Source organism: Streptomyces sp. NRRL S-920, assembly GCF_000717945.1.
Taxonomy (GTDB): Bacteria; Actinomycetota; Actinomycetes; order Streptomycetales; family Streptomycetaceae; genus Streptomyces; species Streptomyces alboniger.
The window spans coordinates 62,762-75,287 of sequence record NZ_JODF01000018.1; the positions used below are offsets into that span (position 1 = coordinate 62,762).

Consider the following 12,526-nt stretch of genomic DNA (forward strand, 5'->3'; position numbering starts at 1 on the left):
GATTCAATTCATGGCGGAGACGAAGCGCGAGATCGAGCGGAAGTACGACGTCGACGGGGCGGACGCGGAGCTGCCCGATCTCAGCGGGGTGGCCGGGGTCGGGGACGTCCTCGACAAGGGCGTCGTCGAACTGGACGCCGTCTACTGGGACACCTCCGACCAGCGCCTCGCCGCCGCCTCCATCACCCTGCGCCGCCGCACCGGCGGCGCCGACGAGGGCTGGCACCTGAAGCTGCCGGTCTCGCTCGCGCAGGGCGTACGGGACGAGGTCCACGAGCCGCTCTCCGACACCGTGCCGCGCTCCCTGCTCGGCCTCGTGCGCTCCCGCGTCCGCGAGGCCGACCTCGTACCCGTCGTCCGCCTGCTGTCCGCGCGGAAGCTGCGCCACCTCGTCGACGCGAAGGGCGCGCTGCTCGCCGAGGTCAGCGTCGACGGAGTGATCGCGGAGCGGCTCACCCCGGGCGGCGGCACGGCCGAATGGTCCGAGATCGAGGTGGAACTGGCCGACGGCTGCGATCCCGCGCTCCTGGACAAGGTCGAGAAGAAGCTGAGGAAGGCGGGCGTACGACGGTCCACCGCCTCCTCGAAACTGGCCAGGGCGCTGAAGGAGACCGCGCCCCAGGAGGCTGTCTCCAAGAAGTCCGCCCCCAAGGAGGCCGCCTCCAAGGGGCGCAAGGCCAAGAAGGCCGCGGCCGACGAGGTCCGCCCCGCCGAGGGAGCGGTCGGCGCGGGCAAGCCGGCCGGCAAGAGCGAGGCCGTGGCCGAGGCGGTGCGGGAGGCCGTCGGGGAGGGGACCGGCACCGCGGGCGACCACGCCGTCGCCTACCTCCGCGCCCAGCGCGACGCGATCGTCTCGCTCGACCCCGCCGTCCGCCGCGACCTGCCCGACTCCGTGCACCAGATGCGGGTCGCCACCCGCCGGATGCGCAGCGCCTTCAAGTCGTACCGAAAGGTCCTCGACCGTACGGTCACCGACCCCGTGGGCGACGAGCTGAAGTGGCTCGCGGGGGAGCTGGGCGTCGACCGCGACCAGGAAGTCCTCACCGACCGCCTGGTCGCCCGCGTCGAGGCGCTCCCCAAGACGCTCCTGCTCGGCCCGGTGCGCGGGCGGCTGCGCGTCTGGTCCGTCACCCGCCGCACCGGCTCACGGCGCAGGACGGTCGCCCTACTCGAAAGCAGGCGCTACCTCACCCTCCTCAACACCATCGACGCGCTGCTCGCCGAGCCCCCGCTGCGCCCCGCCGCCTCCGCGCCGCCCGCCAAGGCGCTGCCCAAGGCGCTCCTGAAGGACTACGCCCGCCTCGCGACCCGCGTCGAACACGCTCTCGCGCTGGCCCCCGGCGACGAGCGCGACCGGGCCATGCACGAGGCCCGCAAGGCCGCCAAGCGCGCCCGGTACGCGGGCGAGGCCGCCGTCCCCGCGCTCGGCAAGCCCGCCAAACGGTTCGCGAAGCGGATGAAGTCCGTCCAGACCGTCCTCGGCGGCCACCAGGACAGCGTGGTCGCCCGCGAGGCCCTGCGCGCCCTGGCCGTCCAGGCCCACCTCGCGGGCGAGACCGCGTTTACCTGGGGCCTCCTGTACGGCCAGGAGGAGGCGAGCGCGGCGGACCGGGAGCGGGAACTGCCGGGGGTGTGGGCCGAGGCGTCCCGGCGGAAACTGCGGGCGGCGCTCGGCAGCTGAACACCGGGGTACGCTTGATGGTCACCCCTGCCAGCTCATGAGAGATCTCGCGATGCCTGTCGAGTCGGTCTTCCCACGCCTGGAAGCGCTTCTCCCGCATGTCCAGAAGCCCATCCAGTACGTCGGCGGAGAGCTCAACTCCACCGTCAAGGACTGGGACGAGTGTGACGTCCGCTGGGCGCTCATGTACCCGGACGCGTACGAGGTCGGACTGCCCAACCAGGGCGTCATGATCCTGTACGAGGTCCTCAACGAACGCCCCGGCGTCCTCGCCGAGCGCACGTACAGCGTGTGGCCGGACCTGGAGGCGCTGATGCGCGAGCACCAGGTCCCGCAGTTCACGGTGGACGCCCACCGCCCGGTGAAGGCCTTCGACGTGTTCGGGCTCAGCTTCTCCACCGAGCTGGGCTACACCAACATGCTGACCGCCCTGGACCTCGCGGGCATCCCGCTGGAGTCCAAGGACCGCACCGTCGAGGACCCGATCGTGCTCGCCGGCGGCCACGCCGCCTTCAACCCCGAGCCGATCGCCGACTTCATCGACGCCGCGATCATCGGCGACGGCGAGCAGGCCGTGCTCGACATGACGGAGATCGTCCGCGCCTGGAAGGCGGAGGGCCGCCCCGGCGGCCGCGAGGAGGTCCTGCTCCGCCTCGCGAAGACCGGCTCGGTCTACATCCCGGCCTTCTACGACGTCGAGTACCTCCCGGACGGCCGCATCGGCCGCGTCGTCCCGAACCGCAGCGGCGTGCCGTGGCGCGTGTCCAAGCACACCGTCATGGACCTCGACGAGTGGCCCTACCCCAAGCAGCCCCTCGTCCCGCTCGCCGAGACCGTCCACGAGCGGATGTCCGTCGAGATCTTCCGCGGCTGCACCCGCGGCTGCCGTTTCTGCCAGGCCGGCATGATCACGCGCCCCGTGCGGGAGCGAAGCATCACCGGCATCGGCGACATGGTCGAGAAGGGTCTCAAGGCGACCGGCTTCGAAGAGGTCGGCCTGCTCTCGCTCTCCTCCGCGGACCACAGCGAGATCGCCGACGTGGCCAAGGGCCTCGCCGACCGGTACGAGGAGGACAAGATCGGCCTGTCCCTCCCCTCGACCCGCGTCGACGCCTTCAACGTGGACCTGGCGAACGAACTGACCAGGAACGGCCGCAGGTCGGGCCTGACCTTCGCCCCCGAGGGCGGCTCCGAGCGCATGCGCAAGGTCATCAACAAGATGGTGTCCGAGGACGACCTCATCCGCACCGTCTCGACGGCGTACGGCAACGGCTGGCGGCAGGTGAAGCTGTACTTCATGTGCGGCCTGCCCACCGAGACCGACGAGGACGTCCTCCAGATCGCCGACATGGCGACGAAGGTCATCGCCAAGGGCCGTGAGGTCTCCGGTTCGAACGACATCCGCTGCACGGTGTCGATCGGCGGCTTCGTGCCCAAGCCGCACACGCCGTTCCAGTGGGCCCCGCAGCTTTCCTCCGAGGAGACCGACGCCCGGCTGGCGAAGCTCCGCGACAAGATCCGCGGCGACAAGAAGTACGGCCGTTCGATCGGCTTCCGCTACCACGACGGCAAGCCCGGCATCGTCGAGGGCCTGCTCTCCCGCGGCGACCGCCGCATCGGCGCCGTCATCCGCGCCGTCTACGAGGACGGCGGCCGCTTCGACGGCTGGCGCGAGTACTTCAGCTACGACAGGTGGATGGCCTGCGCCGACAAGGCGCTGCCCGAGATGGGCGTCGACGTCGACTGGTACACCACGCGTGAGCGTACGTACGAGGAGGTCCTGCCCTGGGACCACCTGGACTCCGGTCTCGACAAGGACTGGCTCTGGGAGGACTGGCAGGACTCGCTCGACGAGACCGAGGTCGAGGACTGCCGCTGGACGCCGTGCTTCGACTGCGGCGTGTGCCCCGCCATGCAGACGGAGATCCAGATCGGCCCCACCGGCAAGAAGCTGCTGCCGCTCACGGTCGTCAAGTAGCCGTACGTGCCCCGGCTCGTCCCGCCCACCGCCCTGGTCCACCGCTCCTACATCGCCGCGATGGAGGAGTTCCGGGCCGAGGGGCGGGGCGGGCCCGACGACGACACCACCCTCGGCCGCACCCTGCGCGACTACGGCGAGAAGTGGCACGACCCCGCCGTCTTCGAGCGCTACCTCGCCGAGACCGCCGCTGCCGCCGCGCGCTCCGAGGGGCCGCTCGCCGTCCCCGTCACGACCCTCTGGTACGTCGACGGCGGCGACTACCTCGGCCGCGTCACCGTCCGGCACTCCATCGCCACCCGCTTCCTGCGCGAGTACGGCGGCCACATCGGCTACGACGTCCGCCCCACCGCGCGCCGCCGCGGCCACGCCACCGAGATGCTGCGCGCCTGCCTGCCGTACGCGGCCGGACTCGGCCTGGAATCCGTCCTGGTGACCTGCGACACCGACAACACCGGCTCGCGCAAGGTCATCGAGGCGTCGGGCGGTGTCTTCGAGGACGAGCGGGGCGGAAAGCTGCGGTACTGGATCCGAACCGGACTCCCGCGCGTCTAGGACAGCATGGACCTGGAAAAACGACCTCCCCACGAGGCTGCCCAGCAGCCCCCACCGGGGCAGGCCGACCGGCACCCTCCGCAGGCGGAGGGCTGTCTCGCCGTCGCGATCCGACTGCCGGTGCGGATCGTCGTGCTCGTGCTCGTCGTGCCCGTACGCCTGGTCTGGGACGCGCTCACCGTCTGCGGCCGCTTCCTCTACTACCGGGGCGTCCGCCCGGTCGGGCGTGCCATCGGCGCCGTGCTGACGTGGCTGTTCAAGGCCGTGTTCGTGTGGCCGTGGGTGGGGCTGTGGCGGTATGTGGTCGTGCCGGTCGGCGCGGGTCTCGCCTGGCTGGGCCGGGTGCTCGTCGTGACGCCGGTGGTGTGGTTCTACCGGGCGGTCCTGACGCCGCTCGGGCACGGCATCGCCTGGCTGGCGCTCGGCGTCGGCGCGGGCTGCGCGTGGCTGTGGCGCCACCTCGTCGCGATCCCGGCCGCGTGGTTCTACGCGCGCGTGCTGACACCGGTCGGGCACGGCATCGCCTGGCTGGCGAGGGTCATCGGCAGCGGAGCGGCGGCCGCCGGGCGCGGCATCGGCGCCGTGCTGACGTGGCTGTTCAAGGCGGTCTTCGTGTGGCCGTGGGTGGGGCTGTGGCGGTATGTGGTCGTGCCGGTCGGCGCGGGTCTCGCCTGGCTGGGCCGGGTGCTGATCGTGATCCCCGCGGTGTGGCTGTACCGGGCGGTCCTGACGCCGCTCGGGCACGGCATCGCGTGGCTCGCGCGCGGCATCTGGACCGTCGTATCGGCGCTGTTCCGCTGGATCTTCGTCGCGCCCGTCGTCGCCCTGTGGCGCTGGGTGCTCGCGCCCCTCGGGCGGGCCGTCGCCGTCGTGGCGCGGGAGATCGGTGACGCCCTCGGCCACGCCTGGCGCGTCGCCGGGCACATCTCCCTCGTCATCGGCCGGTTCCTCGCGAAACTCCTTCGGTGGATCTTCGTCGAGCCGGTGCGGTGGGTCTACCGGACCGTCCTCACCCCCGTCGGGCACGTGGTCCGCGACGCCGTATGGCGCCCCGCCGCCAGAGCCGTCAAGGAGGTGCGCCGCGCCACCCGGCAGGCCCTCACCTCCGCGCGCGAGAGCGTGCGACAGGCGCGGGCCGACGTACGGCGCATGCTGTTCGGGGCACCGAGGCAGCCGGTGCCGGTGGGGGCGGGGCCTGGAGAGGCCGTGCCCGTTCCGGTGGCCCGGCGGGAACCTGACGCGCCCGGGACACGTACTCTAGGTAGCAGTACGACCGCACTCACGAAGGACTGAACGACACTGGGCAAGCGACAGCCCGAAGGCCCGCCGCCCGCACCCGCGGTGCAGCGCATCCGCCTGCGCTACACCAAGCGCGGCCGCCTCCGGTTCACCAGCCACCGTGACTTCCAGCGCGCCTTCGAGCGAGCGCTGCGCCGCGCCGAGGTGCCCATGGCGTACTCGGCGGGGTTCACCCCGCACCCGAAGGTGTCGTACGCCAATGCCGCACCCACCGGCACGGGCAGTGAGGCCGAGTACCTGGAGATCGCGCTCACCGCGCCGCGCGACCCCGACCAGCTGCGCGAGCTGCTGAACGAATCGCTGCCGGACGGCCTCGACATCACCGACGCCGTCGAGTCCCGCACCTCGGGCCTCGCCGACCGGCTGACCGCCTCCGTCTGGGAGCTGCGCCTCGACGGCGTGGAGCCCGCACAGGCACAGCGCGCGGCCGAGCTGTTCCGCGCCGCGGAGACGGTCGAGGTGCAGCGCCGCACGAAGAACGGCATGCGTACGTTCGACGCGCGCGAGGCCGTGGTGAGCCTGGAAGCGGTCACCGATGGTGAGGCGCTCGCGCACGACACCGATAGGCCGAGCGACAAGCCCTGTGCGATACTGCGGCTGGTTGTTCGGCATCTGACACCTGCCGTACGACCTGACGACGTCCTGTCCGGTCTCCGAGCCGTGGCCGACCTGGCGCCGCCGGTCCCCGCAGCGGTGACCAGGCTGGCGCAGGGGCTTTTCGATGAAGAGACCGGCACGGTGACCGACCCGCTCGCGCCCGACCGCGAGGCAGTCACGGCCGCCCCACCCACGGCCGCCGTATCTGCCGCCGCGAAGGCGCCGGTGCCGGAAGGCCCCCGCTAAGGACGTACGTCACCGCGCAGCCCTCGTACTCGGGAGCCACCTGGGTCGGGCAGCGCACTGACCGAGACTTTCGCCAGGCCGTCCGCATTTGGGCGTACGGAACCGGCGAGACAAGACATAGAGAGCTCCCGTGCGGCGCCCCGCCCCCGGATGGCGGCCCCGCGCACCTAGCGCGAGCCGCGGACATCACCGGACCAGGCGCGGCGCCCGGGAGCGTGACGGGAGAACCGCCCGCATGCTTGAGCCGACCGAACCCACTGAGGGCTCGCAGAACAACACCCCCAGCGACACCCTGCCGCCGCGCCGCAGGCGCCGCGCCGCGTCGCGCCCCGCGGGACCGCCCGCGGGCACCACCGAGGCCGCGGCCCCGGCCATACCGGCCACCCCCGCCGCCGAAGACGTGACCGAGGCCGAGGAGGCCGCCACGGCCGAGGCCCCCGCGCCCGCCGAGGAGGCCGCCCCGGCGCCGCGTGCTCGCCGTCGCGCCGCTCGCCGTGCCTCCGCTCCTGCCGGTGCTCCGCAGGCCGCTGAGGTCGCCGAGGCCGTGGAGGTCGCCGCCGAGGGTTCCGTGGATGTCGAGGTCGCGCCCGCTGCCGAGGAGGAAGCCGCTCCCGCGCCGCGTGCTCGCCGTCGCGCCACCCGCCGTGCCTCCGCGCCCGCTGGTGAGCCGAAGGCCGCCGCTGAGGTGCCCGAGGCCGCCGCGCCCGCCGCCGAGGCTTCCGCGCCTGTCGCGGAGGAGACCCCGGAGGCTGAGGAGGCCGCCCCGGCGCCGCGTACGCGCCGTCGTGCCGCCCGCCGTGCCTCCGCTCCTGCCGGTGCTCCGCAGGCCGCTGAGGTCGCCGAGGCCGTGGAGGTCGCCGCCGAGGGTTCCGTGGATGTCGAGGCCGCGCCCGCTGCCGAGGAGGAAGCCGCTCCCGCGCCGCGTGCTCGCCGTCGCGCCACCCGCCGTGCCTCCGCGCCCGCCGGGGAGCCGAAGGCCTCCGCCGAGGCGCCCGCCGTCGTCGAGCCTGCGCCTGCCGTGGCCGCCGCTGAGGTCGAGGAGGCCGAGCCGGTCGCCGAGGAGGCCGCGCCGCGCCGCTCGCGCCGCCGCGCCACCCGTAGTGCCTCCGCGCCCGCCGGTGAGCCGAAGGCCGCCGAGAAGCCCGAGGAGACCACCGCCACCGAGCAGGCCGCTCAGCAGCAGCCCGCGCCGGTCGAGGAGGCCTCCGCCGAGCCCGTGGACGACGACGCCCCCCGTGGCCGTCGCCGTCGCGCCACCCGTAAGACCGCGGCCGTCGGATTCTCCGCGCCCGCCGGTCACAAGGCCCGCAAGGCCCAGAGCGCCGACACGTCCGGTGAGGGCGGCGGCCGCAAGCCCGCCCGTCCCGCCGTCGCCGTCTTCCAGGCGCCGGTGTTCGCCGCGCCGATGTTCCAGACGCCGGAGACCGCCGCCGCCGCGGCCGCCGCCGAGGCCGCCGAGGAGTCCGTCGAGGAGCCCGCCGCCCCCGTGGCGGAGGAGGAGACGGCGCCGCGCCGCCGTCGCCGCCGTCGGGCCGCGGAGGAGCAGCCCGCCGCCGTCGAGGAGCGGGAGCCGGTCAAGGCCGCCCCGGCAGCCGTCGAGGAGCAGCAGGCCGAGGAGGCCGAGGACACGGCCGCCGAGCAGGCCGACTCCGACGACGACGCGGAGGACTCGGGCGAGCGCCAGGGCCGCAGGCGCCGTCGCGGTGGCCGCCGCCGTCGCCGCGGTGACCTGGCCGACCAGGACGACGAGCAGAACGACACCACGGCCGACGCCGACGACGACACCGCCGCCGAGCAGGCGGAGCAGGACGCCGAGGACACCGCCGAGCAGGCCGCCGAGGACGCCGAGGACGACGCGGAGGACGCGACCTCGGACAACGGCGGATCCGGCTCCAGCAGCAGCCGTCGCCGTCGCCGCCGTCGTCGCCGTGCCGGTGACTCCGCCGAGGGCGAGCCGGGCGACGGCGACCCGGAGCGTACGGTCGTGAAGGTCCGGGAGCCGCGCAAGAAGGAAGAGCGCGAGCTGGGTACCGGCGTCGACGAGGTCACGTCCATCAAGGGCTCGACCCGTCTGGAGGCCAAGAAGCAGCGCCGCCGCGAGGGCCGCGAGCAGGGCCGCCGCCGGGTGCCGATCATCACCGAGGCGGAGTTCCTCGCGCGCCGCGAGGCCGTCGAGCGCGTGATGGTCGTACGCCAGAACGGCGAGCGCACCCAGATCGGCGTCCTTGAGGACAACGTCCTCGTCGAGCACTACGTCAACAAGGAACAGGCGACCTCGTACGTCGGGAACGTCTACCTCGGCAAGGTGCAGAACGTGCTGCCCTCCATGGAGGCCGCGTTCATCGACATCGGCAAGGGGCGCAACGCCGTCCTGTACGCCGGTGAGGTCAACTTCGAAGCGCTCGGCATGGCCAACGGCCCCCGGCGCATCGAGTCCGCGCTGAAGTCCGGCCAGTCGGTCCTCGTCCAGGTCACCAAGGACCCGATCGGCCACAAGGGCGCCCGCCTGACCAGCCAGGTCTCGCTGCCCGGCCGCTATCTGGTCTACGTCCCCGAGGGGTCGATGACCGGCATCAGCCGCAAGCTGCCCGACACCGAGCGCGCGCGTCTGAAGACCATCCTCAAGAAGATCGTCCCCGAGGACGCGGGCGTCATCGTGCGCACCGCCGCCGAGGGCGCGAGCGAGGACGAGCTGCGCCGTGACGTCGAGCGTCTCCAGGGGCAGTGGGAAGAGATCCAGAAGAAGGCGAAGGCGATCTCCACCAGCTCGCCGAGCCTGCTGTACGGCGAGCCGGACATGACCGTCCGTGTCGTCCGCGACATCTTCAACGAGGACTTCTCCAAGGTCATCGTGAGCGGTGACGACGCGTGGCAGACCATCCACGGATACGTCTCGCACGTCGCGCCCGACCTGGCCGACCGCCTCTCGAGGTGGACCTCCGAGGTCGACGTCTTCGCGACGTACCGCATCGACGAGCAGCTCGCGAAGGCCCTGGACCGCAAGGTCTGGCTGCCCAGCGGCGGCTCGCTGGTGATCGACAAGACCGAGGCGATGATCGTCGTCGACGTCAACACCGGCAAGTTCACCGGTCAGGGCGGCAACCTCGAAGAGACCGTGACGAGGAACAACCTCGAAGCGGCCGAGGAGATCGTGCGCCAGCTGCGGCTGCGCGACCTGGGCGGCATCGTCGTCATCGACTTCATCGACATGGTCCTGGAGTCCAACCGCGATCTGGTCCTGCGCCGGCTGCTCGAATGCCTCGGCCGTGACCGTACGAAGCACCAGGTCGCCGAGGTCACCTCGCTCGGCCTGGTGCAGATGACCCGTAAGCGGGTCGGTCAGGGGCTCCTGGAGTCCTTCTCCGAGACCTGCGTGCACTGCAACGGCCGCGGCGTCATCGTGCACATGGAGCAGCCCGCCGCCGCCGGTGGCGGCGGCAAGCGCAAGAAGCGCGGGCGTGGCGGCGTGGACCACCAGGACCACGGTCACGAGCACGAGGCCGAGGGCGTCGACGACATCGAGGCCGTCGAGGCCGTCGAGCAGGCCATCGAGACCGCGGACGAGATCGCCGCGGAGGTCGCCGCCCCGGTGGCGCTGCCCGAGCCCGAGTTCGTCCCGGACGAGGAGCTGTACAGCAGCGCGGCCGAGGCCGAGGCCGCCGCTTCGCGCGGTGGCCGCTCCCGGCGCAGGGCGACGCGGCGGGCCTCGGCCCCCGCGGGCGCTCCCCGCGCCGAGGCCGCTCCCGCCGAGGCTCCGCAGGAGGAGGCTCCCAAGGCGGAGCCTTCGAAGCGGTCGGGCAAGAGGGCCAAGGCCGCGGAGAAGGCAGCCGAGCGGGCCGCCGGACGGGCCGCGAGGGCCGAGGCGGAGGAGCAGGCCGTGAGGGCCGAGGTCCCGGTCGTCGGCTCCGACGCCGCGCGCACCGCGGCGCCCGCCGCCGAGGACCCGATGGTCGGCACCCCCCAGGCCGTCGAGGCGGCGCACGAGGCGCACGAGGCACACACCGAGGCCCCCGTGGAGGACGCCGCGCCGAAGGGACGTACGCGCCGTCGTGCCGTCCGCAAGGCGACGTCGCCCGCCGGTTCGCCGAAGGTCGCGCAGAGCGCCGAACCGGAGAGCGCCGAGGTCGTCGTGGCCCCGGCGCCCAAGGCGGAGCCCGCCGCCGAGCCGGTGGCCGAGCCCGTGGCCGAGGCGCCCGTCGCCGACGCCGCCCCGGCCCGTCCGCGGCGCCGCGCGGTGCGCAAGGCCACCGCGCCGACCGCGTCCGAGGAGGCGGCCGTCGTGGTCGTCCCGTCGGCGGAGAAGGCCGAGGCCGTGAAGGCCGAGCCCGCGAAGACCGAGGCGGAGAAGCCCGCGGCCGAGGCCGAGGCTCCCGCCGAGGAAGCGGCTCCGGCCAAGAAGACGGCGCGTAAGGCCGCGAAGAAGGCGCCCGCCAAGAAGACGGCCGCCAAGAAGACCGCGGCCAAGAAGACGGCCGCCAAGAAGACGACGGCCAAGAAGGCGTCGAAGGCGACGGCGAAGAAGGCAGCGGCGGCGGAGCAGAAGCCGTCCGGTGTCTCGGCCACCGCCTCCAGCGAGGGCTGACCGCTTCGCGGACCCGGTGCCCCCCTGTTCGGCCGTAGGGCTTGAGCAGGGGGGCACCGGCGTGTCCGGGAAACGCACCGTCACAGCTCGAAAGCGTGAAGCGGCACCCCTCGACTTTGAGCGCGCGGACAACACCTGCAAAACTCATGCGGTCTGACGGATCAACAGGGATGTCGGCGCGCTTGTTGGGGAGACGGCGCGCCCTCGTCGGGGAGGGATGACAGATGGCGCACGTGCGCCTGCGGGGCACGGGACGACACCGTGCGGCGAAGCCGGTCAAGGGCGGACGCCAGGCGGTGGCGCTGGCCACGGTCCTGTCGGCCGCGGGGATCCAGGCCGCGGGGTCGGTGGGCACCGCTTCGGCGGACACGACGCCGACCTGGACCGAGGGCCCGATCTTCAACGATCCGAAGGCCGGCGTCGACCAGCAGCACGCGATCCGCACCCGGCTGATCCAGCTGACGAACTCGGCGGTGCCGGGCTCGACGATCAAGGTCGCGGTCTACCACGTGTGGGAGGCGCCGATCGTCGAGGCGCTGGTGAACGCCAAGAAGCGCGGCGTGCACGTCCAGGTCCTGCTGGACGAGTCGAGCAAGAGCGACCGGCCCGCGAACATGGCGTACACCAAGCTGGTGGCCGGGCTCGGCACGAGCAGGAGCAAGCCGTCCTTCGTGGCGATGTGCCCGGCGGGCAAGTCCTGCCTGGGCGACCCGCGGTACGGCAAGTCGATCATGCACAACAAGTTCTGGCTGTTCTCGCAGGTCGAGGGGGCCAGGGACGTCGTCGTACAGACCACGTCGAACTCGACGCCCTCCGCGCACACGAAGTTCTTCAACGACGCGCTGCTGCTGCCGAACAACCCCGCCATGTACGACGCGTACGCCGAGTACTTCACGGACATGCTCGGCAAGGACTGGCAGGGCTGGGACTACCGCACGGTCAGCAGCGGCCGCTACAAGGCGTACTTCTTCCCGCGCAACGGCACGGTCAACGAGACCGACACCATGTACTCGGTCATGAACAACATCCGGTGCACCTACCGGGACTCGGCGGGCGTGACCCAGCGCACCAAGGTCCGCGCCGCCATCTTCAAGATCACGCGCAAGCAGATCGCCGACAAGCTGGTCTCCCTGAAGAAGGCCGGCTGCGACGTCAGCATCCTGTACGCCGAGACGGACAGCGCCAAGAGCCAGGGCGGCACCCCCGGCACCTGGGAGCAGCTCCACCAGCCCGGTGGCCCCTCCGTGCGCTGCTACAACGACGACAGGGACCCGCTGAACCCCGGCGCCAAGCTGATCACGCCCTACATCATCCACTCGAAGTACCTGCTCATCGACGGCATGTACGACGGCAAGCGGAACAAGGTCTCCTTCACGGGCTCGCAGAACTACACGGCGCCCGCGCTGCGCGAGAACGACGAGGCGATCGTCAAGGTCGACGACGACTCGGTGCACGACACCTACCGCTCGCACTTCAACCGCACGGGGGCCCTGGCCTGGCCGGGCGCCTCCGACACGACCGACCTGTGCAAGGGCGTCAAGCCGCTGCCGCCGGACGGTGAGAAGCCGACCACGTGACGGTGCGGGCC

7 protein-coding genes are annotated in these 12,526 nt (G+C 72.6%); all 7 read left to right on the top strand.

Features of this window, described 5'->3' with window-relative positions:
- The first annotated feature begins 10 nt into the window (after positions 1-10).
- A complete protein-coding gene (locus tag IG54_RS0115645; RefSeq protein ID WP_030783338.1) occupies positions 11-1,681 on the top strand; it encodes a CYTH and CHAD domain-containing protein in 1,671 nt (556 codons plus the stop codon).
- Positions 1,682-1,733: 52 nt separating this feature from the next.
- Positions 1,734-3,659, top strand: coding sequence for a TIGR03960 family B12-binding radical SAM protein (locus tag IG54_RS0115650; protein ID WP_030783340.1), 1,926 nt, complete (start codon positions 1,734-1,736; stop codon positions 3,657-3,659).
- 6 nt (positions 3,660-3,665) lie between these two features.
- A complete protein-coding gene (locus IG54_RS0115655) occupies positions 3,666-4,214 on the top strand; it encodes a GNAT family N-acetyltransferase (RefSeq protein ID WP_030783343.1) in 549 nt (182 codons plus the stop codon).
- Positions 4,215-4,220: 6 nt separating this feature from the next.
- On the top strand, positions 4,221-5,507 hold the full coding sequence (locus IG54_RS0115660) for a hypothetical protein (RefSeq protein ID WP_030783346.1): 1,287 nt from the start codon (positions 4,221-4,223) through the stop codon (positions 5,505-5,507).
- Between the two features lie 48 nt (positions 5,508-5,555).
- Positions 5,556-6,356, top strand: a complete 801-nt coding sequence (locus IG54_RS0115665) for a TIGR03936 family radical SAM-associated protein (protein ID WP_030783349.1) — start codon at positions 5,556-5,558, stop codon at positions 6,354-6,356.
- Positions 6,357-6,591: 235 nt separating this feature from the next.
- Positions 6,592-10,938: an Rne/Rng family ribonuclease gene (locus IG54_RS0115670; protein WP_030783352.1), complete on the top strand. Its 4,347-nt coding sequence runs from the start codon at positions 6,592-6,594 to the stop codon at positions 10,936-10,938.
- 224 nt (positions 10,939-11,162) lie between these two features.
- On the top strand, positions 11,163-12,515 hold the full coding sequence (locus IG54_RS0115675; RefSeq protein WP_030783355.1) for a phospholipase D-like domain-containing protein: 1,353 nt from the start codon (positions 11,163-11,165) through the stop codon (positions 12,513-12,515).
- Positions 12,516-12,526: the final 11 nt, after the last annotated feature.